This is a genomic window from Vreelandella sp. F11, assembly GCF_042466685.1.
In the GTDB taxonomy this organism is placed as follows: Bacteria; Pseudomonadota; Gammaproteobacteria; order Pseudomonadales; family Halomonadaceae; genus Vreelandella.
In genome coordinates, this window is record NZ_CP170448.1 from 171,127 (window position 1) to 196,803 (window position 25,677).

The window sequence follows — 25,677 nt, forward strand, 5'->3', positions numbered from 1 at the left end:
AAGGTGATTCATGTTCCATTTAAAGATTGCCTGATTTAAGAACTAAACATTAGCACGATACTGTATGCCCATTTGTACAACTTGTCGCTACCCGGTACAACCTTTATAAGAATCCTTCTTAATCATTTAAGTTTCGTTCTTATTGAACCGACCGGCCTAATAGTGCCTCTCCCAAGCGATGGCCGGATAGCCAGGCATCCTCGATACGGCCACCGCGAAAACTGTCGCCGCACAGGGCCAAGCCATTCACACTGTATAAGTAATCATACTCGCAATGGGTTGATGGCTGAGCGTAGCGCCAACGATGCGCGCCCTTGTCTATTAGCTTGGGGAGCGTGGCTGCAGGGGGGAAAATACGCTTGAAAGCAGTGAGTAGTTGTTCGACCACCCACTCGGCGGGCTGTTCTAATTGGGCTTCGCTCCAATCGAGTTGCGCTAGCAGACTAACGCTCTCGGGCTGTGTTTCTCGGCCCGGTTTCGTTTGATTGCGGGATACTATATTAAGCATTGGATGGTCTAGCCGCGCCATCTGCCAGCCTGGAGTAACACCGGGTAGGGTGGGAAGCGGCCCGTCAAACATCGCCCATCCCGCCCAACAGGCTCGCTGCTCTCGGATGGTACAGACTGCTGCCAAAGCGTCGTCCCAGGGTTTGACCAGCGAATGGGCTTGGGGAGGCGGAGCGCTAATCACGATCTGGTCATAAGACCCGTGGCGAGTCTCATCAGCAGCTAATAGCAGCCAGCCGTTGGGCGAGTGCTCAAGCGCTACGATGGGAGTGCCGGTATGCAGCTCGGCATTGGGCATGGCCGTTAGCGAATCAGCCATATGCCGCGTCAAAGCGCTCATTCTGGGCGCACCGGTGTAGCGTTTTTGGCCATCATCGTGCACCTGCCAGCCCCGTGAACTAGCCTGATAGGTACATGTGGGCCAGGCGGCTATGCAGCCAGCCGCAAGCCACTCATCGACGGCGTGTTGAAATGCTGCGTCGCGCACACTAAATGCCTGAGCGCCCAAGTCAACTGCCGCGCCAGGTCTGCGTTTACTAGACATACGCCCACCGGGGCCGCGGGCTTTATCAAAGAGCGTTACGCTGGCGCCGCTACTGGCCAGTACCTGCCCGCAGGCGAGACCCGCAATGCCCGCGCCGATGATAGCAACCGAGTGGGGGGCAGGAAGCGGCGGTAGCGGTTTGGTCATGAGCACTCGCAACGTGAAAAAAGGTCGAATTAATCTTTATTGAGGCGCATTGTAGCAGTATTGTATAAATATCGTACAATTTAGTCGCTGTTTTCTTATCTAATCTTCCTCTTCTTCAAACATGCAACTATAAACCGTTATAAAGAGAGCAGTTATAAGGGAGTAGCTATAAAGCGCAGTGATTTAGCAGCTATAAACAGTGCCGCCATGAAGGCATGCCACGATGTCACCCAACAGGAGCAAACCCCATGCGCGTATTAATCACCGGAGGCAGCGGCTTTGTCGGCCAGCGACTATGCCGACAGCTAGTTGAACAGGGCCATGAGGTGCAGGTGGTCTCCCGCTCGCCTCATCAGGTGCGGGATCGTTTGCCGAGCAATTGCGATATTCGCGATAGTGCCCAGGCGTTTATTGAGTCGCCACCGGACGCTTTGGTTAACCTGGCCGGTGAGCCGATTGCCGCCAAGCGCTGGAGCGATGAGCAGAAAGCTAAGCTGATTAACTCCCGGGTAGCGGCAACTGAACAGCTGGTGGCGCTTTGCGAGCAGTTGAAAGCTAACGGCCAACCGCTGCCGAAGGTGATGGTGTCGGGTTCAGCGATGGGTTACTACGGGGCCCAAGGCAAGCGCGTGGTGACGGAGGAGACCATGCCCAACGATGAGTTTGCTCATCGGCTGTGCAAGCAGTGGGAGACCGCTGCCAAACCTATTGAGGCCATGGGCGTACGGCTGGCAATCGTGCGCATTGGGTTGGTGCTGGAAGCGGGTGGTGGCAGCCTGGAGAAGATGCTGCCGCCATTTAAGCTGGGGTTAGGGGGACGCTTTGGCAGTGGCGAGCAGTTTATGCCGTGGATTCATCGCGACGACTTGGTCGCGGCGATCCTGTTTCTTATCGATCAGCAGGGGATGAGCGGCGCTTTCAATGGCAGCGCCCCGCACCCGGTGACCAATGCCACCTTTACTAAAACCTTGGCCAGCCACCTCAATCGCCCGGCCATTTTCCCAGTACCTGCTTTTGTACTGAAAGCGGGCTTTGGCGAAATGTCGCGGCTGCTGCTGACCGGGGCCGATATGCGCCCCGCACGCTTGGAAGAGATGGGATTCAGCTTTCAATACCCCACCCTCGACAAGGCGCTTGAGGCGATTCTTTAGCGCTTAGCGGTCAGCATCAACGGTGATAATCACCCGTACTGAGTCAAGCCGCAGGCGGGTGTTCTCAATCGCTTCACTAAGCGCCTGTCGTTCGCTTTTCAGCGCGTCGATTTCGGCGCTGCGTACCGCCGGGTTGTGCTCGGCAAGTGCCGTTAAGCGGGCAATCTCGGCATCCAGCTGGGCGCGCATGCGCGCTTCGGCGTTTTCGACAATGCTGGGCAGCTGGCGCTCGGCTTCGCCTTCACCCTGGGTTAGCAGTTCACGCAGCTGGTCGTGGCGACTTTTGATTAAGTCCCGGGCCAGCGACTTGTTAACCTTCTGGAGGTTTTTGCCCAAACCGGTGAAGGAGATCTTGCTGGTCAGGTTGGCGCCCGATTCATCCAGCAACAGGCGCACCGCGGTGGGCGGCAAAAAGCGGTTAAGGTGCAGCTTCTTGGGCGCCGGGCAGTGGGTGCGGAACACCAGCTCGGCCATCAATCGGCCGCTGGGAATGGCGTCGTGGCGCAGCAGGGCGAGCGCCGAGTTGCCCATGGTGCCATCCAGCACGCGGCCCATCATTTCGCGCAGCAGCGGGTGCTCCCAGGAGAGCCGCTGAACATCGTCACGGGCCAGCGCCTGGGCGCGGCTGTAGGTGGCGGTAAAGCCCTCTTCGCCTTTGACCAGCCCGGGCAGGCCGTCGAGCATATGTTGGCTGGGCTGGAGGTGCATTAAGCCCTTGCCGACCTCCTGGCTATCCACACCGAAAATATCCAGCGCTCGCTCAAGATAGCGCGGCAGGGCTGTGTCATCATCAAGCTCACGCACCGCGTCGATGACCTGCTGAGCACGGGCGGGGCGGCAGGCATTGAGCTCAAGCAGCCGGTTGCGGCCCGCATCGTGCTCCGCCAGTTTGGCGTTAAACAGGGTACGGGTTTCGGCGATGATCTCGTCAAGCGCCTCATCATCCAGCAGGGCGTCAGCCAGGGCGTCACCAAAGGCATCAAACAGGTCGTTGCCGACCCCGTGGGGCGCGCTGAACGCATCCATACCTTCGTGGTACCAGCGCAGCAGGCGCTCGCCGGGGCTACCTTCAAAGGTAGGAATATGCAGCTCAATGGCGTGGCGTTGGCCGATGCGATCCAGGCGGCCAATTCGCTGTTCGAGCTGATCCGGATGCTGGGGCATATCGAACATCACCAGGTGGCGGCAGAACTGGAAGTTGCGCCCTTCAGAGCCAATTTCCGAGCAGACCAGTACCTGTACGCCTTCGTCCTCATCGGCAAAGGCTGCCGCCGCGCGGTCACGCTCGATCAGGGAGAGGTCTTCGTGGAACACCGGCGCATGATAGCCGCCCAGCACTCGTAGCCCTTCGGCCAGGCCTTCGGCGGTTTCACGATGATGGGCAATCACCAGGACTTTTTCGTTGGCGAAGCCGCTCTCGCTGTCGTCGCTGAGCTTTTCCAGCAGCCAGTTAACCCGTGGGTCGATGTGCCACCACTCTTCGCCGTTGAGCGGGTCATCTTTAAGCTCACGGTAGGCCGCATCGGGATAGATCAGCACGTCGGGGTGATCCATACCTGTCTCGATCAACAGCTCGTCAAGATAATCATCGTCGCGCTCAAGACGGCGTACAACGCGACGGTAGGCCGAAGGTAGCGCCAGCGGGGCTAAATTTAAACGCCGCTCGGGGAAGCCCCCCACGTGGCGGCGGCTGTTGCGGAACATTACCCGGCCTGTGCCGTGGCGATCCAGCAGTGCTTCGCTTAGCTGGGCGCGGGCAGTATCCTGCTGCTCTTTACTCGCTTCCTCGTTGCATAGCGTGGCCAGCAGCGCCTGGCTGTCGCGGTCATCGGCCACCGCGGAGACGTGGGCGCGAGCGCTGGGCTCGTCCGGTAGGGCCTCCAGCGCATCAATGGCGCGGGCCACTTCGGTGTAGTGGCTCTCTTCAGCTTTGAACCGCTCAAGGTCGTGATAGCGCTCGCTATCCAGCAACCGAAGGCGGGCAAAGTGGCTCTTGATGCCCATCTGTTCGGGGGTCGCGGTAAGCAGCAGCAGGCCGGGAATCGCCGCCGACAGCTGTTCGACACACCGGTAGCCAGGGCCACTGCCCTCTTCACTCCAGTCGAGGTGGTGCGCTTCGTCAACAATCAGCAGGTCGAATTGACTGGCCAGCGCCTGCTCCTGACGCTGGGGGTTGGCAAATAGCCAGCCCTGGCTCGCGAGCACCAATTGGGCGCTCTCAAAGGGGTTGTAACTGCCATGGGCCTGGCTTTGGGTTTCATCTAACAGCGTGACGTTAAGCGAGAAGCGCCGCAGCAGCTCGACCAGCCACTGGTGGGTGAGGCTGTCGGGTACCAGAATCAGCGCCCGCTCAACGCGGCCATTGAGCAGCAGGCGGTGGAGAATCAGCCCGGCTTCGATGGTTTTACCCAAGCCGACTTCATCTGCTAGCAGCACGCGTGGGGCGTGGCGATTAGCGACTTCGTTGGCAATGTAGAGCTGATGGGGAATCAGGTCGATACGCGGCCCGGAGAAGCCCAACGCGCTGTGCTGCTCAATACGCTGGTAGTGGTGCAGGGTGCGAAAGCGCAAATCAAACCAGTCGTTGCGATCGACCTGGCCGGTCAGCAAGCGGTCGCGAGCCTGATCGAACTGCATGGTATCGGCGAGTTTGGCTTCGGGCAGTTCACGCAGATTGCCTTGTTTGTCTTCACCGATATAGGTGATCAGGCCGTTTGACTCTTTGCTGTCATCGACGACGATTTGCCAGCCGTCGGCTGAGATGACGCGGTCGCCGCTGCCGAACATAACGCGGGTGAGCGGGGCCTGGCGGGTGTTGTAGGTACGGGTTTCCTGACTGGCACTGAACAAAATGGTAACGCTACGGGCGTCGCAGTTAAGCACGGTGCCGAGCCCAAGCTCAGCTTCGCCGTCGCTAATCCAGCGTTGGCCGGGAGAAAAATCGCTCATGATGCCTCGGGGGAGTCTGCAAAACGGGTCGTATGCCACCGGTCGTGAGCACCGGCGGCAACAGGGCGGGGGATTCTAACGCAAAGCAGCGAGGGGATTAAGGTGTATCGGCATCAATCTTGTAACCAGCGATCCAGATGAGCGCGGGTAAGTTCGCCCACATGGACATCCAGGGTATTGCCCTGACCGTCAAACAGCACGGTGGTGGGCAATCCCGGTGCCTGGAAAAGCGCCATCAGCTGCTGGCTGGGGTCGCGCAGGGCATAACGGAACTCAAGCTGCTGCTCATCCAAATAGCGCACCATGGGTAGCAGGTCTTCACCCTGGTTGGCGACTACCACGCTGACGCCGTCGCGCTGTGCGGCCTCTTCAAGCAACGGCATTTCACGCAGGCAGGGTGGGCACCAGGTGGCCCATAGGTTGACGATAATCAGGTCAGCCTCTTCGCTCAGCGACGCCAGAGGCACTTGATTCCCCTCTATATCCTCAAGGGTGACCTCCGGTAGGGCGTCAACCGCAAAGTCATTGCCCAGTGGGGCCAGAGTGACCAGCACCAGCCACAGGCTGGAGGCGGCGACCAGCATGGCCATAGCGCCGCCCATGGCCAATAGCCGCGCGCGCAGCGTCCAGGCCGTCCATACCAAGCCAGCGGCCATTCCCCATAGGCCCTGGTAGCCGGGTTGCCAGACCTTGAGTGCTTCCAGCGGGACGGTGCTATAGCTCTCCAGGTTGAGCAGAATATGGCCCACCCGCGCACCGACCAGCCAAACAATAATAAGCCCGGTAAACCAGCGCTGTTGAGCCGGGCGGGGCAGCCCTAATAAAAGCCGCGCGCAGAGTAGCAGTAGCAGCGCGCAGCCAAGGGCGTAAAGGCGTGGTAGCGAAATCAGTAGCGGGCCGAGGGCGATGGCATTCATGGATTTCCAGTTCAGTTTTTAATTCAAGTTTACACTTAAGCAAGCCGTGAAGCAGGTACACTGGGAGACCATATCACGCGAGCTGAAAATTACGGAGACGTTATGCCCCCACCCGCTTTCGATAAGCTGCGCGCGCTAGCGATCGGCTCCCAAGCGATTGGCTTAATACTGATTATTACCCTGGAAACGGTCATGGGGGACGGCGCACGCCCCTGGCAGGGCGTGGTGCTTGCGGCGATGGTCGCGACTGCATTAACCATCGCCCTCGTGCGTCTTTATCGACGCAACTTAGCCCGCAAACGCTGGGCTGAACGTCTTGATGACAACGACAATGACTAATGCTTGCCGTTGGACTCAATGGTTGAGCGTACTGGTACTGTGCAGCGTACTGGCCGGGTGTACTCATGCGGTGACGCGTGAACACCATACCACCCTTGCCTTGGATGAGGGACGCAATACTTGGCTGGGTGAACAGGCTTATCAGGCGTTAGCGGAGCAGACAGAACCCGATGGTTTTGCGCTGCTGGCCAATGGGCAGGAAGCCTTTGCGGCTCGGGTGGGGCTGATTCGCCAAGCCCAGCGAGAACTGAATATCCAAACCTACTTACTGGGCGAGGGACAAACGACACGTCTCATCCTGTCTCAGCTGCTGAATGCCGCCGAGGAGGGTGTTCGGGTGCGCCTGCTGGTCGATGACTTCGGCGCTGTTGGCCAAGGTGATCGTTTGGCAGCATTGGCGAGCCACCCGAGTATCCATGTGCGGGTTTATAACCCGCTAGCGGTGGGCCGTGGGCATATGACTACACGCGTCTTGGCCTCGGTGGTCAACCCTGCTAAGCAGCACCGTCGTATGCATAACAAACTGTGGGTAGCCGATAACAGTGTCGCCATTGTGGGCGGGCGCAATCTGGGTGATGAGTATTTCGATGCCAACGACTCGCGCAACTTTGCCGATTTGGACTTTACGACCATTGGCGAAGTAGTGCCCGAGCTTTCGCGTAGCTTTGATATGTACTGGAACCACGGCCTGGCTCAGCCTATTGAGCGTTACCACCAAGTAGCGGATAACGCTTGGCTAACGCTCAAGACCGAGCTGGAGGAGTGGTTAGACGATAATGCCGACTCGCAATACTTCAGCGAACTGCGCCGTCAGCCGCGCGAATCACTACCCTGGGAGACGTTGCACTGGGGCGAAGGCCTTGCGATGTGGGATACCCCCGGCAAGCTTTCATCTGCAACTCCCGAATGGCGAGAGACCTTGCTCGGCGATTTAACCGAGGGCATTGAGCTGAACGAGCGGCTGGTGATTATTTCGGCGTACTTTGTACCCACCGAGTGGGGGGTGAAAAACCTAATCGAACTTGCTGACCGGGGAGTGGCCGTCGAAATTATTACCAATTCTCTGGAGTCCACTGACGCTGCTGTGGTGCATGGCGCTTACGCGCCCTGGCGTGAAACGCTGCTCGCCCACGGTATCGCTCTTTATGAGCTGCGGCCCGAGCAGGAAGCAGGCCCTGATGAAGACATGCGTGTGCCCGGCGCTTCGGCTTCCGCGCTCCATATCAAGGCATTGAGCTTTGACGATCAACTGTTCGTGGGCTCGTTCAATGCTGACCCCCGGTCGATCTACTGGAATACTGAAATTGGTGTGCTGGCGCGCAGCGACACCCTTTTGCAAGCGTTTAACGATTTGGTCGCCGTAGGCCAGGAGCCTGCGCTGAGTTACCGTATCGAACTTACCCCAGAGGGTGAGCTTAACTGGCACCTGGAGCGCGATGGAGCAATGGACGTTTTAACCACTGAACCCGGGGGATTTTGGCGCCATTTCAACGCCTGGTTAAGCCATACGCTTAAGCTTGAGCGCTGGTTATAGTGTATTTTTGCAAACTAGCGTTAGAAACCGATGCTTGTGTTTTTGCCGTTCCAGTTCCAGATTAATAGCAGCCTTAACGATTAAACGCTGAGGCACATTAAAAAAATGCACAAACCTTATCTCACTGGGAGCGACAAATAACATGATCAATAAGCGCGCATTAGCCACCGCTGTGGCGGCCTCAACCCTGGCAATGGCCGGGTTCGCACAGGCAGAGGTCAAAGTTGGCTTCTTGGGCGGTTTTACCGGGGGAATTGAGAGTTTAACGCCACCTATTTTTGAAGGGGCGCAGTTAGCCGTTGAGCAGATCAATGAGCAGGGCGGGATTTTAGACGGTCAAACCTTGGTCATGCCATCTGGCGATACCACCTGTTCCGATGCATCGGCGGCCTCCAACGCTGCCGACCGTATGGTGAACTCTGAAAATGTCACCGCGATTGTCGGTGCGCTGTGTACTGGTGCGACCATTGCCGCGGCTAACAACGCCGCCATTCCCGGTGGTGTGTTGATGGTATCGCCTGCCTCGACCGCGCCTGCGGTATCGGAGCTGGACGATAATGATCTTGTCTTCCGTACCGTACCGTCAGACGCTTTCCAGGGAGAAATCCTTGCCAAGCTGCTGCTTGATAAAGGTATTGATGCTGTAGCGGTCACTTACGTCAACAATGATTATGGTCAGGGCCTGTCTGATGCCTTCAGCGCCGCTTTTGAAGCTGGCGGCGGTGAGATTACCGAGAACCTTGCCCACGAAGATAACCGCGCGGATTATCGCTCTGAGCTAGGCTCGCTTTCAGTCAGTGGCGTGGATACTCTCGTCGTGCTGGCCTATGCCGACACCTCGGGCCAGACCGTGCTGCGCCAAGCTTATGAAAGCGGTATGTTTACCCAGTACGTAGGTGCTGACGGTATGGTTGGCGATAGTCTGATCAATGCCATTGGTGCAGACGTATTGGATGGCATGATCGCCACCCGCCCTGGCAGCCCTGACCTGCCTGGTACCGATATTTTTATCGAAGCCGCCGAAGCTGCTGATCTAGACCCCAGCGCTGTGTTTGCTGCCCAGGCTTACGATGCCGCTTTCCTGATCGCGTTGGCAATTGAGCAGAATGGTAGCGCAGAGCGTGAAGGACTTTCAGAAGCCTTGCGCAGCGTTTCCAGCGCCCCTGGCGAGGTCATTCTGCCTGGCGAGTGGGAAAAAGCGGTTGAGCTGATTGCGGCAGGTACCGAGATCAACTATGAAGGCGCCTCTGGCTCTCATGAGTTTGATGAAAACGGCGACGTACCTGGCGTAGTAGTGGAAATGGCGGTAGAAGACGGCGCCTTTACCAGTAAAGGTCAGGTTGATCTCTAATTCTCAGCCTTAGCGTTAAATATGCCTGGCTTATTAAGTCGGGCATTTTTTATTTGGTATGGCTCAACTTGTTGCCTTCTGGCGTTAATTCAGCTCAACCTGGCGATTACTCGCCAGCAAATAGCCGATACCATAGGGAAAGACAATACGCACTATTGGCCGTGCGATGGCCAAGTTACAGCAAGCGGGCAGGTTGAAAAGAGTAGGGACAGATAGTCTGGCTATTGAGAGTTTATCAATGAGTGAGCACCCAGCCTGCGCCATGCTTGGTGCAGCAAAAAAAGCTCGCCAGCCGACGCCCCCATGACGTCAGTAACCAGAGGTGACGAGAGCATGACGCAATTTATCAACAACAAAGAAGATGCAGTCACCGACGCGATCGACGGTCTTATCAGGGCATCCGGTGGCCAGTTGACACGCCTGGATGGCTATCCTCATATTCGCGTGGTGGTGCGATCCGACTGGGATAAGTCCCGAGTGGCGTTGGTTTCCGGCGGCGGTTCTGGTCACGAACCGGCCCATGCCGGCTTCGTCGGCAAGGGCATGCTAACCGCGGCTGTCTGCGGTGACGTCTTCGCCTCACCCTCGGTCGATGCGGTTCTGGCCGCAATACTGGCGGTTACCGGATCGGCAGGCTGCTTGCTGATCGTCAAGAATTACACCGGTGACCGACTGAATTTCGGGCTGGCCGCCGAGCGTGCCCGTGCCTTAGGGCATAAAGTGAGTATGGTGGTGGTCGACGACGATATTGCCTTGCCCGACCTTCCGCAGGCTCGGGGTGTGGCGGGCACACTCTTTGTACATAAGATAGCCGGGGCATTGGCCGAACAGGGGGCGGAGCTTGAAACCCTGACCAATGCCGCTAAGCGAGTGATCGCAAACACCCACAGTATCGGTATGTCACTGGATACCTGTAGCGTGCCCGGCTCGCCCAAAGAGCAGCGCATTCCCTCCGGGATGGCGGAGCTAGGGCTTGGCATCCATGGCGAAGCGGGTGTTGAGCAGATTGCTTACGACGGCGCGAAAAACGCCATGGCTGCCGTCGCCGCAAAGCTGGCCACCGTCATGGATAAACAGCTCCATGCTGTCCTGCTGAATAACCTCGGCGGCGCGTCGGCACTGGAAATGGCGGTGCTCGCCAACGAGCTTCTGACGTCCTCCATTGCCAGCCGCCTGAAACTCATCGTCGGGCCAGCGCCCATGATGACGTCGCTGGACATGCAGGGGTTCTCCGTATCGGTGTATCCGGTCACCCAGGACGATGAGGCCTTGCTAGCCGCCGCCTGTGGCCCCACGGCCTGGCCTGGCTGCAAGAGTATCCAGCCAATCAGCCTACAAGAGCTTCCCGATGGTTTACGGCCTATTCAACCTATCCCATCCTGGCATGATCAGACCGCCAACTTGCTGACGAGGTGGTGCCAGGTACTGATCGACTCCGAAGCGGATCTGAATGCGCTGGATGCCAAGTCAGGTGACGGTGATACCGGCTCAACCCTCGCTGGAGCCGCCAGGGCCTTGTTAAGCGCGCTGAATAGAATGCCTCTGGCCGATCATCCACAGCTGTATCGCGCCATAGGGCAGGCGCTTAGCCAGACCATGGGGGGCTCCTCTGGTGTGCTGCTGGCTATTTTCTTCTCCGCGGCAGGAGATGCTGCGTCCAGCGGACTACCCAGGGTCGCTGCGCTGAAGGAGGGGCTCAACCGGATGCAGCAAATCGGGGGTGCGAAGTTGGGCGACAGAACCCTGGTGGATGCCCTAAAACCCGCTTTAGATGCACTCGACGATAGCACCGCCTCCGCCGCCAGAGCGGCGAGAAAAGGGGCAACTCATACCGCTACCATTGTAAAAGCAAACGCGGGGCGCGCCGCCTATATAAACGCCGAACAGCTCCGGGGGCATATTGATCCCGGCGCTGAAGCGGTGGCACGATTGTTTGAAGAGCTGGAAGCGCAGCCAGCGAAGTAGTGTGATCAGCTATGGCTTTTGATCTTCTCGGGAAGCAGTCCCTTGGGGGCAAAGCGCAGCACCATGGTGATCAGCAAGCCAATCACCAGCACCCTTGCCTGCAGTGCGCGGCTATCCATATTGCCCGGTGCATCCCAACCGAACGCGCCTTCGCCGAAGGCTACGGCTAACTGCATTAAATAGAGTGCCAGCGGCTCGGACATAATCCAGATGATATACACCGCCACGGCGCCGAAAATGGTGCCCAGGTTGTTGCCAGGCCCGCCGAGAATCACCATCACCAGCACCAGGAAGGTATGGTTCAGCGGCAGATAGCCTTGTGGATCGAAGAGGCTGTTGAACGTGCCCAGTATACCGCCGCCCAGGCCCATTAGAATGCAGCCCAGCACGAAGATCTCCAGGCGCCGTTTGTTGATGTCCTTACCCATTGCCGCCGCAGACACTTCGTTATCGCGAATGGCCCGAATCATCCTCCCCCAGGGGGCGTTGTAGGCACGATTGAGCAGAAAGAAGATCACTGCAATGATCACCGCGGTAAACGAAAGGTAGATGGCACGCGACAGTGTAAAGCCCAGCTCGGCAGGCCCCGGGGTTGGCCAGGGTAGCGGGGAGACCGTGGCGGTGCCGCGGGTTAGCCAGTCAGAGTTCTTTAAAAACGCCTTGATGATCTCGGCAATTCCCAGGGTGGCAATGGCCAGGTAATCGCTGCGCAAGCCCAAACAGATATGGCCAATAAAGTAGCCAACGCCACCCGCTAGCGCGCCACCGACAATCCAGCCGATCCAGGGCGGTAACCCTAGCCCACCGACAAAACCTGCCTGGCTTTCAATCGCGTCAGTGACCTCGCGTAACTGGCTAATCACGACCAGGTAAAGCACGACACCCAGCACCACCGCGATAAACGTGCGCAAGGGCTTGGGTACGCCCAGCCGATCCAGCTTACTAGCGCCAACAATCAATACAGTAGCGGCTGCGCCATACAGCAGAACGCGGCCAAACTCACCGGGTAGCGCGGTGCCCCAGAACGCATCGTTGACCGGTACGCTGAAGAACATCGCACAGAAGCCGCCCAGGGCGACAAAGCCCATTACCCCGGCATTAAACTGCCCCGCGTAGCCCCACTGGATGGTTAAGCCCAGGGCAAGGATGGCGTAGCAGGCGGCCTCTACCAGCATGCGCGTGCTGTAGGCGGCGCCCATGATGGTATAGACCACCAAAATTGCCGCCAGCAGCACACCAAACAGTACGAACTCGCGTAGCGGGAAGCGACGGGTAGGCGTGGCGTCTTCAGGGGTGTAGGCAGGGTTGCGGGTATTTTCTGAGTTGCTCATTAGATCACCTTGCCCTTAAAGAGTCCGGTGGGGCGCCACACCAGAATGGCCACCAGAATGAAAAACGGCACCACAATTTTGTACTCGGTTCCCACGAAGGCCAGGTTTGAGGGTAGTTCAAGCCAGGTGGGCAGGCTGTCGCGGAAGGGCCGCAATAGCACGTTCCAGTTGAATACCGCCAAGGTTTCGGCAAAACCGACCACAAAGCCACCGACAATGGCTCCGTAAGGGTGGCCAACGCCGCCCACAATGGCCGCAGCGAAGATAGGCAGTAGCAGGAAGAAGCTTAAGTCGGGTTTGAAAGTGACATCCAGGGAGAGCAGCGTTCCTGCAATGGCGGCCAGGCTACCCGCAATGATCCAGGTGACCGCCACAATGGTATTGGTATTGATCCCCGATGCCTGGGCAAGCTCAGGATTATCCGACATGGCGCGCATTGCCTTGCCTAATCGTGAACGGTTAAGGAAAAGGTGCAGCGCCACCACGGCGACGACGGTAATCACAAACAGGTAAATTTGCGGTTCGGTCACCACAATCGGCGCCCGGGCGCCCTCAAAGGGCAGCGCCAGACGAAAGATCTCTTTGCGATCATCTACGTAGAGGCTCTGCCCGCCGGTACCGGAAAACAGGCGAATCAAACCCTGCAAAATTAACGTGACCCCCAGTGATCCAATCACTAACACGATGGGTTTTACCCCATGGGCACGCAGCGGCTTATAGAAGGTTTTGTCGATCCCCACTGCCAAGGCGGCAGTAAGCAGCATTGCCAGCGGCAGCATTAGAACCGCGGTCGGCACACCAATGCTGGCGCCCGCTGCCGGGAAAAGTGTGGTCAGTAGCAGCACCATAAAGGCGCCGAAGGTCATCATGTCGGCGTGGGCAAAGTGGGCAAAACGCATAATGCTGAAAATCAGCGTTACCCCAATCGCCCCGATGGCATAAATAGAGCCGCTTACGCTGCCCGAGATCACCACGTTATTAATAAAAAAAACCAGTTCGTTCACGTCTATCTCCCTGGGGCTAGCCGCCCAAAAAGCTTTTGGCGACATCCGGGTCAGCAAGAAGTGCTGCCCCAGTGTCGGTAAAGCGGTTTTGGCCAGCGGCCAGCACAAAGCCTTTATCGGCGATCGCGAGGGCCTGTTTGGCGTTCTGTTCCACCATCAAAATACCCACGCCAGCGGCGTTGATCTGTTTGACGCGGTCGAAGATTTCATTCATATAAAGCGGCGAGAGCCCCGCGGTGGGCTCATCGAGCAATAGCAGGCTGGGCTCGGCCATCAAGGCGCGCCCCATGGCGACCATCTGGCGCTGCCCCCCGGAGAGCTCGCCGGCGGGCTGGCGGCGCTTTTCATACAGCGGTGGGAAAAACTCATACACCTGAGCGAGCATACGCTTGACGTTTTGCGGCTTTAAAAAGGCGCCCATCTCGAGGTTTTCCTGCACCGAAAGGCTGGGGAAAACGTTCTTCTCCTGGGGCACAAAGCCCATGCCGCGCTGCACTAATTGGTTAGGCGGTAGGTTTTGGATCGGTTGGCCGTTAAGCAGTATTTCACCCTGATTGACATGCAGCAGGCCAAACACTGCTTTTAGCATAGTGGATTTACCCGCCCCGTTAGGGCCGACGATCACGCCGACTTCATCGGCTTCCAGCGTCATGTTCACCCCATTGAGGATGTTCATGCCGCCATAGCCGCCGTGCACATCGCGTGCATCGATTAATGGCCTGGTTGTTGATGACATAAGCAAAGTATTCCAGCAAGGTCGCGTTGCAGCGACATTATTATAGTCATTGGCTAATGGGAGAAAGTGTCACGCTTAAGCGGCATCGGTACCGAAGTAGGCTTCGATGACCTCAGGGTTGTTCTGGATATCGTTAATATGTCCTTCCACCATCACGCTGCCCTGGGCCAGCACAATGACTGGATCGCAGAGGCGAGCAATCATCTCCATATCGTGTTCAATGACCAGAAAGGTGTAGCCCATCTCGCGGTTCAGGCGCTCAATATTGCCGATCAAATCGCCCAACAGGGTGCGGTTTACCCCGGCGGCGATCTCATCAAGGAGCACCACCTTGGCGTCGGTCATCATGGTGCGGCCAAGCTCCAGCAGCTTCTTCTGGCCGCCGGACAAGTTGCCCGCTAGCTCATTACGCACGTGGTGCAGGCCGACGAAATCAATCACCTCCAGCGCGCGGCGGCGCACCTCGGCTTCTTCTTGGCGCACTATGCCCGGCTTTAACCAAGCGCTGAAAAGGCTTTCTCCCGATTGATGGGGTGGCACCATCATGAGGTTCTCCAGTGCGCTCATCTGACTGAACTCGTGGGCAATCTGGAAGGTACGCAGCAGGCCTTTGTGAAAACGCTGGTCGGCGCTAAGCGCGGTAATGTCTTCACCATTGAGAAGGACGCGGCCGCTATCCGGGGCTAAAGCGCCGGCAATTAGGTTAAACAGGGTAGATTTGCCCGCGCCGTTAGGGCCGATCATACCGGTAATGGAGCCTGCCTCCACCTGAATGGAGCAGTCGTTAATTACCTGCAGGCCGCCAAACGCTTTGTTAACTCGCTGTACATCAATAAGAGGGGTCATGGTGTCTCCACGCGATGCAGGCGGCTAAAAAGCCGCCTGCGTACTGTTATTAAGTTGTTTGTCGTGGTTTTTTTAGCCACCGCTGGCTGGCTGCAAAGGCACCGATAATGAGCAGTGCGCCAAGGGTGGGAATAAGGTAGCCCTCCACCTGCGGAAGGGTGCGTAAAAATACAAAAGCCACGGCGGCGGGGGCCACAAAGCGCACCAGAAACCGCCAGATCTTAAACCAGGTGACGCTGCTGCCCAGTTCCTTCATCACTTCGCTCTGGGTTAGCGCCCAGCCAGCGAATAGGGCTATTAGCAGACCGCCCACCGGCATAAAGATATTGGTCAGTAGCTCAATAAAGTCGAAAGCAGTGCGCCCGAACAGGGCATGGAAAATCGTTCCCTCGGCCCAGAGGTTGAAGCTAACCACGGTCAGTAGACCCATGGCCCACGCGGCGATGACCATAATCACGACCGCCTGGGGGCGGGTCATGTCAAAGCGTTCCACTAAGAAAGCAGCAACGGGCTCAATCAGCGAAATAGAGGAGCTGATAGCGGCGCCCAGAACCAGGATAAAGAATACACCGCCGACCAGAGCGCCAAACGGCATCTCGGCAAATGCCAGCGGAAGGGTAACAAACATCAGGCCAGGGCCTTGCCCGGTTTCTAAACCTGCGCCAAATACTAAAGCAAAAATGGCCAGGCCAGCGACCATCGCCACGGCGGTATCGACAATAGCCACAGCAAAGGCGGTGCGGGTCAGCGATACATCGCTGGGCATATAGGCGCCGTAAGCCATGATGGCCCCCATCCCCAGGCTTAGGGTGAAGAATGATTGGCCCATAGCCTGCAGCCAGCCCTCTAGGCTTAGGTCGGCAATATTAAAGGTAAACAGGAAACTGGCGGCGGCACCTATATCGCCATTCACCACGCCGTAAGCCAGCACCACCAACAAAATCACAAACAGCGCGGGCATCATAATGCGCAGACCTGATTCGATGCCTTTATGAATCCCCATGCCGACAATTAGCGCGGACGCCGCAATGAAGAGGGTGTGATAGAGCGTCATCAGGCCAGGAGCGGCCAACAGAGCTTCAAAACCAGTGCTAATGGTCTTTACATCGGCACCGACCAGTGAGCCGGTCAGCATCAGCCAGGTGTAGTGAATCGCCCAGCCGGCGATCACCGAGTAGAAGCTTAAAATCAAAAACGCCGAGGCGGCACCCAGCCAGCCGATGGTTTCCCAAGCCCTTGAGGTGCCATGGGTTTTGGTCAGGTGCCGCATACCCATAATCGGGCTCTGGCGGCTGGTGCGCCCCAGCATGATCTCGGCAATCAGAATTGGGATGCCGACGGCAAAGATCGTCAGAGCATAGACCAGTATAAAGGCACCGCCCCCGTTTTCACCGGTCAGGTAGGGGAAGCGCCACAGGTTACCCAAACCAACGGCGGAGCCAACCGCAGCGAGAAGAAAAGTGCCTTTATGCGTCCAGACGTTATGACCGCTCATGGGTAAGAGTGTCCGTAATTGGGCGTCAGAATGGGGGTAGGTATCCAAACGCCTGTATGAATATGGTGATGTCAGCGTGCCTTGGACGCGCTGAAGTTAGCGTTACTGTGCGATAGAACGCGACTCCTTTCCAGCCTATTAGCGTTTAGGCTGCGTTTAGGGGACTGTCTTGGCAAAGATCATGGCAAAGGAATGGGCGCAAAGGGCTGATGTTAGGGTAGTAGTGAGTGGTCATAAAAAAACCCGCTTGCGCGGGTTTCTTGGTAGCTAACTGCTTGGAGCGGTTTACTTCTTACTAAAACGCTTACGCTCGGTCTCTTTCAGCAGTTTCTTACGCAGGCGGATGTGCGCCGGCGTCACTTCGACAAGCTCGTCGGAGTCGAGGAACTCGATGGCCTGCTCCAGTGAGAACTTAACCGGCGGGGTCAATACGATGTTTTCATCGTTACCGGTGGAGCGCATGTTGTCGAGCTTCTTGCCTTTGGTAGGGTTAACCACCATGTCATTAGCGCGGTTGTTGATACCGATCAGCATGCCTTCGTAGACTTCCGTGGCATGATCGATAATCAGCTTGCCGCGCTCTTGCAGCGCATACAGCGCATAGGCAAGGGCTTTACCGTCCACCATCGAAACCAATACGCCGTTACGACGCTCGATAGAGGCTTCAGGCTTCAGCGGGCCGTAGTGATCAAAACGGCTGGTCAGGATGCCGGTACCCGAGGTCAGGGTCAAAAACTGGCCACGGAAACCGATCAAACCACGGGCAGGAATGATGAAGTCCAGGCGAACCCGACCTTTACCGTCCGGCAGCATGTTGGTCATCTCACCTTTACGGTAGCCGAGCTCTTCCATGATCGAGCCTTGATGCTGCTCTTCACAGTCGATGATGACCTCTTCGTAGGGCTCCTGCTTCTCACCGTCGATCTCTTTGATGATAACCTCAGGACGGCCCACGGCCAGCTCAAAACCTTCGCGACGCATGGTTTCGATCAGCACCGAGAGGTGCAGTTCGCCACGGCCGGAAACCTTGAACTTCTCAGGGGTTTCGCCCTGTTCAACGCGCAGTGCCACGTTGTGAATCAGCTCTTGATCAAGGCGATCCTTGATATTACGGCTGGTCACAAACTTGCCATCTTTACCGGCGAACGGTGAATCGTTGACCTGGAAGGTCATCGAGACGGTCGGTTCGTCGACGGACAGTGGCGGCAGCGCCTCGACCTTGGCCGGATCACATAATGTATCCGAAATGCATAGGTCGTCGATGCCAGTCACGCAGACGATATCGCCTGCGGTGGCTTCGTTGGTCTGCACGCGCTCAAGGCCCATATGGGTCATGACCTGGCCGATTTTGCCTTTACGCACATTGCCGTCAACGCCGATGATCGATACCTGCTGGTTCGGTTTTACCGCGCCACGCTTGATGCGACCCAGGCCGATAACGCCCACGTAGCTGTTGTAATCCAGCGCGGAGATCTGCATCTGGAAAGGGCCGTCAAGTTCAACCTTGGGCGGTTCAACGATATCGACGATGGCCTGGAACATGGGGTCCATGTTGTCTGCGAGCTCTTCAGGATCCATACCGGCAATGCCGTTTAGGGCAGAGCAGTAGATGATCGGGAAATCGAGCTGTTCGTCAGAAGCCCCGAGATTGTCGAACAGATCAAAAATCTGGTCGATAACCCAGTCAGGACGTGCGCCGGGACGGTCAATTTTGTTGACCACCACGATCGGCCTAAGGCCTTGGGCGAAGGCTTTCTGGGTCACAAAGCGGGTTTGCGGCATCGGGCCATCAACGGCGTCTACTAGGAGTAGCACCGAATCGACCATTGACATAACGCGCTCAACCTCGCCGCCGAAATCGGCGTGCCCAGGCGTATCCACGATGTTGATGTGGTAGCCATTACCTTGGCTATCTTGCCATTGAATGGCCGTATTCTTGGCCAAAATGGTAATGCCACGCTCTTTTTCCTGATCGTTCGAGTCCATGATGCGCTCTTGACCTTCTGCTTTACGGTCAAGGGTGCCGGACTGGCTCAGGAGTTTGTCGACCAGTGTGGTTTTACCATGGTCAACGTGGGCTATGATCGCGACGTTGCGCAGGTTATTAACCGCGCTGGAGTTTTGCTGGTTTTGCATGCTGAGAGAGAACTCTTGTGAACACCCGTTCGTCCACGGGTCGGAAAATGCGGGTCGCAAGGGCTGGCAATTTGCCGACCATCTTGGCTCAGGGCTTGCGTCCAATAGCCATTCTACCATGTCGAAGGCTTCGCTGATATTACTGCCTCTCATATCAACCTTCGTCTAGGAATGTTTTCGCCATGATGCAGCATCCGCTAGACTAGCGCTTTTCCCACTGGGGCAGGAGCATGACCATCGGCAACCTGATGCGTTTGTTAAGCGATGGCGAGGTTCACTCTGGCGAGCAGCTGGGTGAAACGCTGGGTATTTCTCGTGCGGCGGTGTGGAAACAGTTAAAAAAACTGGAAGCACTTGGGGTGGAAATTGTCGCGGTGAAGGGCCGTGGCTATCAACTGGCGCAACGCTTGGAGCCCTTGGAGGGCGCTAAAATCGTTGAACAGTTGCCCGCTCAGGCGCGTCACCACCTTGCGCGGCTGTTTGTTGAAGATCAGTTACCCTCCAGCAATGAGTATCTGCGCCAACGTTTTGAGCAGGGCGCAGGGCATGGTGAAGTGTGCCTGGTTGAGCTGCAGACAGCGGGGCGTGGTCGCCGCGGGCGCGTCTGGTCGACGCCCTGGGGGCAGAGTCTCATGCTCTCGCTGGGCTGGCGCTTTGAGTCAGGTATCGCCGTGCTGGAAGGCTTGAGTTTGGCGGTGGGCGTTGTCGTGGCCCAAGTGCTTGAGCGGCACGGTGTGTCGCCAAAGCTTAAATGGCCAAACGATATCCTGCTCTCTGAGCAGGGGGATGAGCCTGACGATGAGTTAGGCAAGCTGGCCGGTATTCTTATCGAAGTAACTGGGGATGCGGCAGGCCCCTGCGAGGTGGTTATCGGTATTGGTATGAACCTCTGGCTGCCCGAAGCGCAAAGAGCCGCTATCGACCAACCCGTAGCAGCGCTTTTCGAGCGACTGCCTGACATCTCGCGCAATCAGTTGGCTTCAGAGGAGGTGGCTGGTCTGTTGGCCATGTTAGCTACCTTTGAGCAAGATGGTTTTGGCGCCTGGCGTGATGCCTGGAATGAACGCCACGCCTATGCAGGACTGCCGATTCGGGTGATTCAGGGAGAGCAGATCAGCGATGCCATCGCCGGAGAAGTGGATGAGAGTGGTAACCTCTGGGTTACCGAAAATGGTCACTCGCGACGCCTAGCCGGCGGTGAGATTAGCGTGCGCAGGCGTTTATGATTCTGGATCTTGATATCGGCAACACGCTGTCCAAATGGCGGCTCAAGGATGCCGAGAGTAGCGAGATACGTTCCCGGGGAGCAGTGTGGACCCGTGAAGAGTGGCGCCCAGGGGCTGATATTCCCGATCTTGACGTGGTCGAGGCGGTGCGGATATCCAGCGTTGCCAGGGCAGCCGTACTGGAAGAAACGGTCGCCTTGCTGCGCCGCCGGGTGCGCCATGTCCATGTGGCGCACTCCACCCAAGAGGCGCTAGGTGTGATTAACGGCTATGAAGAGCCGGGTCGCCTGGGTGTCGATCGCTGGATGGGGGCGCTGGCGGGCTATCAGTTAGCGGGCGGTTGTTGTGCGGTGGATTGCGGCAGCGCGATAACGATCGACTTTGTACTGCCAGGCGGCCAGCACCTGGGTGGCTTTATTATCCCCGGTCTTCGTTTGATGAAAGAGAGTTTGAAGCTTGGTACACGCAATGTGGCCATCGACCCTGAAAGCGAGGCCGATGAGCTGCTGGAGCCAGGGCGGCGAACCGTTGATGCGGTTAACCACGGTATTTATATGGCCGCTGTCAGTGCCATTAATCGCATTTATAGTGAAGTGTGTGATCAAGAAGGTGTGGCGCTGCCAATGCTGTTAACAGGGGGCGATGCGCGGGTTGTCTCAAGAGGTGTGCAAGTGCCCCATGCCGTGTGGCCGGATATGGTCTATGGCGGCTTAGAGGCGTGCTTTCCGATGACCTTCGCCGAGCGTGCGGGCAAAATGTCAGGCGCGCCAAGGGTGCCTGAGCCGGTAGCGCTAGAAAAGATTCGCGCAGGACTTGCATTCTCCATGCTGCTTTGACAGAATGCAGCGCGTTCCAAGACAGGCAGAAGGTGCCCCGGCATCGCAAGCTACGATAAATTAAGTAATATCTAGCTTGACACTGTTTTGAAGGCTGGCATAATGTGCCGCCACAGTTGGAGAGGTTCCCGAGTGGCCAAAGGGAGCAGACTGTAAATCTGCCGCGAAAGCTTCGAAGGTTCGAATCCTTCCCTCTCCACCAGAATTAAGTGGCAACGATTGCATCGGTGCTGCTGAATGAAAAGCCGGTAGCGGGCATTGTCTACACTTTATAGCTTTTCTACTTATTGTTTCCTGTGAGTTGAAGTTATAAGGCGGCGCGCAGCGGATCGTCATTCTAAGACAGGTTCTGCGGGCGTAGTTCAATGGTAGAACCTCAGCCTTCCAAGCTGATGGTGCGGGTTCGATTCCCGCCGCCCGCTCCAGTTGTTGTGTTTGGCTCATGTAGCTCAGGGGTAGAGCACACCCTTGGTAAGGGTGAGGTCGACGGTTCAATTCCGTCCATGAGCTCCATATTGCAGATCAAGCGAGCGAAGCTCGCTTTTTTTGTCTCTGCGTTTAGGTGGTTTTTTGTGACGCTTAAGCGTAAAGAAGGGGTTGTCAGGTGTGGGATTCTCCGCTACCATGGCGCCCGCTGTTGTATAGGCGGTCGAAAAGACGCTTATTGGCAAGAGTGAGAAGTAGAAAGAAGCAAGAAAGTAGAAAGTCAGTACGACGATACAGGCCAGTAGCTCAATTGGCAGAGCAGCGGTCTCCAAAACCGCAGGTTGGGGGTTCGATTCCCTCCTGGCCTGCCAACCTTCCCCAGGTTGGTATGTCTTTTTCCAAAATTCTTTTATCGTTCGCCGCACCCTGAGGAGTCTCGTTTTTATGAAGCCTGGTTCTGTAAAACATGGCGCCGAGGTGCAACAGACGCGCCATGACGGGCTCAAGTGGGCGGCGGTCGTAGCGCTGCTTGTCGTTGCTGTTGTTGGTAATACCTATTTCGCCGATATTGGCCTGCTCTACCGCGTGCTTGGCGTAGTGCTGTTGTGTGTGATTGCGGGTTTGATTGCGCTGACCACTACCAAAGGGCGTGATTTAGTAGAGCTTGCCAGAAGCGCCAAGAAAGAGATTCAGCGCGTTGTATGGCCGACCCGTCCCGAGACCATTCAGACCACCGCCATTGTGCTGGTGGCTGTTCTGGTGGTCGGGCTAATGCTGTGGTTGATCGACACTCTTCTTGGCTGGGCGATGTCCGGCGTCATTGGTTAGGAGCTTTCATGTCCAAACGTTGGTACGTCGTTCACGCTTATTCTGGCTTTGAGAAGCATGTCATGCGCTCGTTGATCGAGCGTGTGAAAATGTACGGTATGGAAGATCGCTTTGGCGAGATTCTGGTGCCGACTGAAGAAGTCGTTGAAATGCGTGACGGCAAGCGGCGCAAGAGCGAGCGCAAGTTTTATCCCGGCTACGTATTGGTCGAGATGGAGATGGCCGACGAAACATGGCACCTCGTCAATGAGACGCCGCGTGTTATGGGCTTTATCGGTGGTACAAAAGAGAAACCAGCGCCGATTACGTCACGCGAAGCAGATGCAATTCTGATGCGCGTTAAAGACGGTACCGATAAGCCGCGGCCCAAAACGATGTTTGAGCCGGGTCAGTCGGTTCGCGTTGTCGATGGGCCTTTTGCTGATTTTAACGGCGTCGTCGAAGAAGTGAATTATGAAAAGAGTCGTCTGCATGTCAGTGTGCTGATTTTTGGGCGCTCTACGCCTGTTGAGTTAGAATTTTCTCAGGTTGAGAAAGAGTAACGGGTGAGTAGTAAATAGTTAGTAGTAAATAGTTCGTAAGCGGTAGGTTTTAATTCGTGTGGGATGGCTAGTCAGCCGTTTCACTGGTACCGGGGAGCCTTCGGGCGCTATTACCCAACTGGAGTATTAAAGATGGCCAAGAAAGTACAGGCTTATATCAAACTGCAGGTAGCTGCAGGTAAAGCCAATCCAAGTCCGCCGGTAGGCCCAGCGCTGGGTCAGCACGGCGTGAACATCATGGAATTCTGTAAGGCGTTCAACGCCGCGACTCAAGAAATTGAGCCGGGCCTGCCGACGCCAGTCGTGATCACTGTCTACTCTGACCGTAGCTTCACGTTCGTTACCAAAACGCCGCCTGCTGCCGTGCTGCTGAAAAAAGCCGCTGGCATCAAGTCCGGTTCTGGTGAGCCGAACAAGAAGAAGGTCGGCACCGTAACGCGTGAACAGCTTGAAGAGATCGCCAAGGCCAAAGAGCCTGACTTGACGGCTGCGAATCTCGATGCCGCTGTACGCACCATTGCTGGCAGTGCTCGCAGCATGGGCCTAAACGTGGAGGGTCTCTGATCATGGCTAAACTGTCTAAGCGTGCGAAAATTATTCGCGAAAAAGTAGACACTACCAAAGCCTACTCTATTGAAGAAGCGGTAGCACTGCTCGCTGAGCTGTCTACTGTTAAATTCAAAGAGTCCGTTGATGTCGCCATCAATCTAGGCGTTGACCCGCGTAAATCTGACCAAGTGGTGCGTGGCGCTACTGTTATGCCTAACGGTACCGGTAAAGATGTACGCGTTGCTGTCTTCACTCAGGGTGCTAATGCCGATGCCGCTAAAGAAGCTGGCGCCGACATCGTGGGTATGGACGACTTGGCTGAGCAAGTGAAAAAAGGCGTGATGGATTTTGACGTCGTTATTGCTTCGCCCGATGCTATGCGCGTTGTAGGTCAACTAGGTCAAATTCTAGGCCCCCGCGGCCTAATGCCTAACCCGAAAGTTGGCACCGTAACGCCTGACGTGGCGACGGCGGTTAAAAATGCCAAAGCGGGTCAGGTGCGTTTCCGTACTGACAAGAACGGCATCATCCACACTACCCTGGGTAAAGTGGATTTTGACGCCTCAGCGATTAACGGCAACCTGGAAGCACTGGTTGCTGACCTGAAGCGCCTCAAGCCGAGCTCGTCTAAAGGCATTTACTTCAAAAAAATGACCCTGTCTACTACCATGGGCCCGGGTTTGACAATCGATCACTCTGCTTTCGCGTAAGCGAGTCATCGTTGGTTTTTTTGTAGGAACCGAGCAAGAACTTTGCGGTCCCCGTTTGGTGGCTATCACTGGCCGGGGCATCGTCAAAGACCGCAGGTGCCGCGCTTGATCAGTACTTTTTTCGTACTCACCAGCGCGGCTTAATTGCCTCAGAAGCGCCTGCGCAGATGGTGTGGCCGCCAGTTGGTTTAGCTTTAAACGGCTTTCTGGTGAGCACCATCCCCAAGGCTTCCCACTTTGCAGCGTTTTTTGCACAGCAGAGTGGGGAGAGATGGTAACCACCGGAACCTTCTTGGGTTCCGGCACGAAGGAGTGATCACTGTGCCACTAGCACTTGAAGGCAAGAAAGCGATTGTTGCCGAGGTCAGTGAAGCGGCCAAGGGCGCACTCTCCGTCGTAGTTGCTGATTCTCGCGGCGTTACGGTTGGTAAAATGACCGATCTGCGCAAGCAGGCGCGCGAGAATGGTGTAGAGCTACGTGTTGTACGTAACACGCTGGCTCGCCGCGCTCTCGAGGGCACTCAGTGGGAGTGCTTGAACGATAGCTTCGTTGGTCCTACGTTGTTGGCCTTCTCTACTGATCATCCGGGCGCTGCCGCTCGTCTGTTCAAAGAGTTTGCTAAAACGGACAAGAACTTCGAAGTAAAAGCGTTGGCCTACGAAGGTGAGCTGATTCCGGCTGCTGACATCGACCGTCTGGCAACCCTACCGACTCACGACGAAGCAATTGCCAAGTTGATGTCGGTAATGAAAGAAGCCTCCGCTGGCAAGCTGGTTCGTACTCTGGCCGCACTGCGCGACCAGAAGCAAGAAGCCGCCTAAGCAGGTTTTCTTGCAGGTGGCGTCAATGGTTTAACCAGTGCGCTGCCTGAACCGAGCAATGAATCCTGAGTCCTCGGCTGACCGAGACTCCCGCAAAGTTAGGAATGAAACAATGGCACTGTCTAAAGACGATATCATCAATGCTGTAGCCGACATGACCGTAATGGAAGTTGTCGAGCTGATCGAAGCAATGGAAGAGAAGTTCGGCGTTTCTGCCGCTGCTGCTGTAATGGCTGGTCCGGCTGCTGCTGGCGAAGCTGCTGAAGAGCAGACTGAGTTTGACGTTGTTCTGACGTCTGCTGGCGACAAGAAAGTTAACGTGATCAAAGCGGTTCGTGAGATCACCGGCCTTGGCTTGAAAGAAGCTAAAGGTGCTGTTGACGGCGCTCCGGCGACCATCAAAGAAGGCATGTCTAAAGACGACGCTGAAGCAGCTAAAGCCAAGCTGGAAGAAGCGGGCGCAACCGTCGAGCTCAAGTAATTCTTGTGCGGACGGCTTTACGCGCTGCGTAAGCTTCCACGGCTGGCGGCGGGATATCCCGCTGCCGGCCTTTTTCTGTTGTAGCTGGTGTCGAACACTCGGTGATATTGAACGACAGCAGTACTGCTCATTGAGAGTGGCCTCGACAGAAACGTAAAAGCGTTATTGAAGATGGCGTTATTGAAGATAGTGTTATCGACTACAGTGTTATCGACGACTGAGTTATCGAACTAGATTTTCGACGGCGAGCTACCGATTTAGGAGCTTGCTGTCTGTGTCTGACGAAGCTCGAAGGGCAGATGACC

General features: G+C 56.5%; 22 protein-coding genes and 4 tRNA genes. 17 read left to right on the top strand and 9 right to left on the bottom strand.

The window, feature by feature from the left end; translation table 11 throughout:
• Window positions 1-139 precede the first annotated feature (139 nt).
• Window positions 140-1,198: an NAD(P)/FAD-dependent oxidoreductase gene (locus tag ACFIOZ_RS00790; RefSeq protein WP_386081604.1), complete on the bottom strand. Its 1,059-nt coding sequence runs from the start codon at window positions 1,196-1,198 to the stop codon at window positions 140-142.
• 248 nt (window positions 1,199-1,446) lie between these two features.
• Here ACFIOZ_RS00790 and ACFIOZ_RS00795 point away from each other — a divergent pair, with 248 nt between their 5' ends.
• Window positions 1,447-2,349 (top strand): TIGR01777 family oxidoreductase, encoded by a 903-nt coding sequence (locus ACFIOZ_RS00795; protein WP_386081606.1) that lies wholly within the window; start codon window positions 1,447-1,449, stop codon window positions 2,347-2,349.
• 3 nt (window positions 2,350-2,352) lie between these two features.
• Here the strand turns inward: ACFIOZ_RS00795 and rapA are convergent, their stop codons facing one another.
• Together rapA and ACFIOZ_RS00805 are read right to left on the bottom strand one after the other, a co-directional pair.
• A complete protein-coding gene (gene rapA, locus ACFIOZ_RS00800) occupies window positions 2,353-5,298 on the bottom strand; it encodes an RNA polymerase-associated protein RapA (protein WP_386081607.1) in 2,946 nt (981 codons plus the stop codon).
• Window positions 5,299-5,411: 113 nt separating this feature from the next.
• Complete coding sequence (locus tag ACFIOZ_RS00805; protein ID WP_386081609.1) at window positions 5,412-6,215, bottom strand: redoxin family protein; 804 nt, start codon at window positions 6,213-6,215, stop codon at window positions 5,412-5,414.
• A 102-nt stretch (window positions 6,216-6,317) separates the two neighbouring features.
• Between ACFIOZ_RS00805 and ACFIOZ_RS00810 the strand changes: the two genes are divergently transcribed.
• The 4 genes from ACFIOZ_RS00810 (at window position 6,318) to ACFIOZ_RS00825 (ending at window position 11,404) form a co-directional block, all read left to right on the top strand.
• Entirely contained in the window at window positions 6,318-6,554 is a 237-nt protein-coding gene (locus ACFIOZ_RS00810) for a hypothetical protein (RefSeq protein ID WP_386081610.1), read from the top strand.
• Window positions 6,535-8,088 carry a phospholipase D family protein gene (locus tag ACFIOZ_RS00815; RefSeq protein ID WP_386081612.1) on the top strand — a complete coding sequence of 518 codons (1,554 nt, stop codon included), beginning with the start codon at window positions 6,535-6,537 and terminating at the stop codon, window positions 8,086-8,088. Before ACFIOZ_RS00810 ends, ACFIOZ_RS00815 begins: the two co-directional genes overlap by 20 nt.
• Window positions 8,089-8,230: 142 nt before the next feature.
• Window positions 8,231-9,439 (top strand): ABC transporter substrate-binding protein, encoded by a 1,209-nt coding sequence (locus tag ACFIOZ_RS00820; RefSeq protein ID WP_386081614.1) that lies wholly within the window; start codon window positions 8,231-8,233, stop codon window positions 9,437-9,439.
• Between the two features lie 333 nt (window positions 9,440-9,772).
• A complete protein-coding gene (locus tag ACFIOZ_RS00825; protein WP_386081615.1) occupies window positions 9,773-11,404 on the top strand; it encodes a dihydroxyacetone kinase subunit DhaK in 1,632 nt (543 codons plus the stop codon).
• Between the two features lie 5 nt (window positions 11,405-11,409).
• Here ACFIOZ_RS00825 and ACFIOZ_RS00830 read toward each other — a convergent pair whose 3' ends face one another.
• From ACFIOZ_RS00830 to typA, 6 genes are all read right to left on the bottom strand, one after another.
• Complete coding sequence (locus tag ACFIOZ_RS00830; protein WP_386081616.1) at window positions 11,410-12,735, bottom strand: branched-chain amino acid ABC transporter permease; 1,326 nt, start codon at window positions 12,733-12,735, stop codon at window positions 11,410-11,412.
• Complete coding sequence (locus ACFIOZ_RS00835) at window positions 12,735-13,739, bottom strand: branched-chain amino acid ABC transporter permease (RefSeq protein WP_386081617.1); 1,005 nt, start codon at window positions 13,737-13,739, stop codon at window positions 12,735-12,737. The genes ACFIOZ_RS00830 and ACFIOZ_RS00835 overlap by 1 nt, the downstream gene beginning before the upstream one ends.
• Window positions 13,740-13,755: 16 nt before the next feature.
• Complete coding sequence (locus ACFIOZ_RS00840; protein ID WP_088702061.1) at window positions 13,756-14,475, bottom strand: ABC transporter ATP-binding protein; 720 nt, start codon at window positions 14,473-14,475, stop codon at window positions 13,756-13,758.
• Window positions 14,476-14,550: 75 nt separating this feature from the next.
• On the bottom strand, window positions 14,551-15,321 hold the full coding sequence (locus tag ACFIOZ_RS00845; RefSeq protein ID WP_386081618.1) for an ABC transporter ATP-binding protein: 771 nt from the start codon (window positions 15,319-15,321) through the stop codon (window positions 14,551-14,553).
• Window positions 15,322-15,370: 49 nt separating this feature from the next.
• Window positions 15,371-16,816 carry a sodium-dependent transporter gene (locus ACFIOZ_RS00850; protein ID WP_386081620.1) on the bottom strand — a complete coding sequence of 482 codons (1,446 nt, stop codon included), beginning with the start codon at window positions 16,814-16,816 and terminating at the stop codon, window positions 15,371-15,373.
• Window positions 16,817-17,101: 285 nt separating this feature from the next.
• On the bottom strand, window positions 17,102-18,952 hold the full coding sequence (gene typA, locus ACFIOZ_RS00855) for a translational GTPase TypA (RefSeq protein ID WP_386081622.1): 1,851 nt from the start codon (window positions 18,950-18,952) through the stop codon (window positions 17,102-17,104).
• A 230-nt stretch (window positions 18,953-19,182) separates the two neighbouring features.
• Between typA and ACFIOZ_RS00860 the strand changes: the two genes are divergently transcribed.
• From ACFIOZ_RS00860 to rplL, 12 genes are all read left to right on the top strand, one after another.
• The gene (locus ACFIOZ_RS00860; RefSeq protein ID WP_386081624.1) at window positions 19,183-20,178 is read left to right on the top strand and encodes a biotin--[acetyl-CoA-carboxylase] ligase; all 996 of its coding nucleotides are present in this window, start codon (window positions 19,183-19,185) and stop codon (window positions 20,176-20,178) included.
• A complete protein-coding gene (locus ACFIOZ_RS00865) occupies window positions 20,175-21,014 on the top strand; it encodes a type III pantothenate kinase (protein ID WP_386081626.1) in 840 nt (279 codons plus the stop codon). Before ACFIOZ_RS00860 ends, ACFIOZ_RS00865 begins: the two co-directional genes overlap by 4 nt.
• 118 nt (window positions 21,015-21,132) lie before the next feature.
• Window positions 21,133-21,216, top strand: a tRNA-Tyr gene (locus tag ACFIOZ_RS00870).
• Between the two features lie 149 nt (window positions 21,217-21,365).
• A tRNA-Gly gene (locus tag ACFIOZ_RS00875) sits at window positions 21,366-21,439 on the top strand.
• Between the two features lie 13 nt (window positions 21,440-21,452).
• Window positions 21,453-21,527, top strand: a tRNA-Thr gene (locus ACFIOZ_RS00880).
• A gap of 208 nt (window positions 21,528-21,735) precedes the next feature.
• A tRNA-Trp gene (locus ACFIOZ_RS00885) sits at window positions 21,736-21,811 on the top strand.
• Window positions 21,812-21,884: 73 nt separating this feature from the next.
• Window positions 21,885-22,268, top strand: a complete 384-nt coding sequence (secE, locus tag ACFIOZ_RS00890; protein WP_230805193.1) for a preprotein translocase subunit SecE — start codon at window positions 21,885-21,887, stop codon at window positions 22,266-22,268.
• An 8-nt stretch (window positions 22,269-22,276) separates the two neighbouring features.
• Window positions 22,277-22,810, top strand: a complete 534-nt coding sequence (gene nusG / locus ACFIOZ_RS00895; protein ID WP_113269843.1) for a transcription termination/antitermination protein NusG — start codon at window positions 22,277-22,279, stop codon at window positions 22,808-22,810.
• A 132-nt stretch (window positions 22,811-22,942) separates the two neighbouring features.
• Window positions 22,943-23,374, top strand: a complete 432-nt coding sequence (gene rplK / locus ACFIOZ_RS00900) for a 50S ribosomal protein L11 (RefSeq protein WP_027958795.1) — start codon at window positions 22,943-22,945, stop codon at window positions 23,372-23,374.
• Window positions 23,375-23,376: 2 nt separating this feature from the next.
• Entirely contained in the window at window positions 23,377-24,069 is a 693-nt protein-coding gene (gene rplA, locus ACFIOZ_RS00905) for a 50S ribosomal protein L1 (RefSeq protein ID WP_088702068.1), read from the top strand.
• Window positions 24,070-24,390: 321 nt separating this feature from the next.
• A complete protein-coding gene (gene rplJ, locus ACFIOZ_RS00910; RefSeq protein WP_088702069.1) occupies window positions 24,391-24,891 on the top strand; it encodes a 50S ribosomal protein L10 in 501 nt (166 codons plus the stop codon).
• A gap of 112 nt (window positions 24,892-25,003) precedes the next feature.
• A complete protein-coding gene (gene rplL / locus ACFIOZ_RS00915; RefSeq protein ID WP_088702070.1) occupies window positions 25,004-25,372 on the top strand; it encodes a 50S ribosomal protein L7/L12 in 369 nt (122 codons plus the stop codon).
• The last annotated feature ends 305 nt before the right edge of the window (window positions 25,373-25,677 follow it).

Excerpts from the sequence above, each read along its gene's own strand:
- ACFIOZ_RS00790 (WP_386081604.1), bottom strand. The coding sequence starts at position 1,198 with ATGACCAAACCGCTACCGCCGCTTCCTGCCCCCCACTCGGTTGCTATC.
- ACFIOZ_RS00795 (WP_386081606.1), top strand. The coding sequence starts at position 1,447 with ATGCGCGTATTAATCACCGGAGGCAGCGGCTTTGTCGGCCAGCGACTA.
- rapA (WP_386081607.1), bottom strand. The coding sequence starts at position 5,298 with ATGAGCGATTTTTCTCCCGGCCAACGCTGGATTAGCGACGGCGAAGCT.
- ACFIOZ_RS00805 (WP_386081609.1), bottom strand. The coding sequence starts at position 6,215 with ATGAATGCCATCGCCCTCGGCCCGCTACTGATTTCGCTACCACGCCTT.
- ACFIOZ_RS00810 (WP_386081610.1), top strand. The coding sequence starts at position 6,318 with ATGCCCCCACCCGCTTTCGATAAGCTGCGCGCGCTAGCGATCGGCTCC.
- ACFIOZ_RS00815 (WP_386081612.1), top strand. The coding sequence starts at position 6,535 with ATGACAACGACAATGACTAATGCTTGCCGTTGGACTCAATGGTTGAGC.
- ACFIOZ_RS00820 (WP_386081614.1), top strand. The coding sequence starts at position 8,231 with ATGATCAATAAGCGCGCATTAGCCACCGCTGTGGCGGCCTCAACCCTG.
- ACFIOZ_RS00825 (WP_386081615.1), top strand. The coding sequence starts at position 9,773 with ATGACGCAATTTATCAACAACAAAGAAGATGCAGTCACCGACGCGATC.
- ACFIOZ_RS00830 (WP_386081616.1), bottom strand. The coding sequence starts at position 12,735 with ATGAGCAACTCAGAAAATACCCGCAACCCTGCCTACACCCCTGAAGAC.
- ACFIOZ_RS00840 (WP_088702061.1), bottom strand. The coding sequence starts at position 14,475 with ATGTCATCAACAACCAGGCCATTAATCGATGCACGCGATGTGCACGGC.
- ACFIOZ_RS00845 (WP_386081618.1), bottom strand. The coding sequence starts at position 15,321 with ATGACCCCTCTTATTGATGTACAGCGAGTTAACAAAGCGTTTGGCGGC.
- ACFIOZ_RS00850 (WP_386081620.1), bottom strand. The coding sequence starts at position 16,816 with ATGAGCGGTCATAACGTCTGGACGCATAAAGGCACTTTTCTTCTCGCT.
- typA (WP_386081622.1), bottom strand. The coding sequence starts at position 18,952 with ATGCAAAACCAGCAAAACTCCAGCGCGGTTAATAACCTGCGCAACGTC.
- ACFIOZ_RS00860 (WP_386081624.1), top strand. The coding sequence starts at position 19,183 with ATGACCATCGGCAACCTGATGCGTTTGTTAAGCGATGGCGAGGTTCAC.
- ACFIOZ_RS00865 (WP_386081626.1), top strand. The coding sequence starts at position 20,175 with ATGATTCTGGATCTTGATATCGGCAACACGCTGTCCAAATGGCGGCTC.
- secE (WP_230805193.1), top strand. The coding sequence starts at position 21,885 with ATGAAGCCTGGTTCTGTAAAACATGGCGCCGAGGTGCAACAGACGCGC.
- nusG (WP_113269843.1), top strand. The coding sequence starts at position 22,277 with ATGTCCAAACGTTGGTACGTCGTTCACGCTTATTCTGGCTTTGAGAAG.
- rplK (WP_027958795.1), top strand. The coding sequence starts at position 22,943 with ATGGCCAAGAAAGTACAGGCTTATATCAAACTGCAGGTAGCTGCAGGT.
- rplA (WP_088702068.1), top strand. The coding sequence starts at position 23,377 with ATGGCTAAACTGTCTAAGCGTGCGAAAATTATTCGCGAAAAAGTAGAC.
- rplL (WP_088702070.1), top strand. The coding sequence starts at position 25,004 with ATGGCACTGTCTAAAGACGATATCATCAATGCTGTAGCCGACATGACC.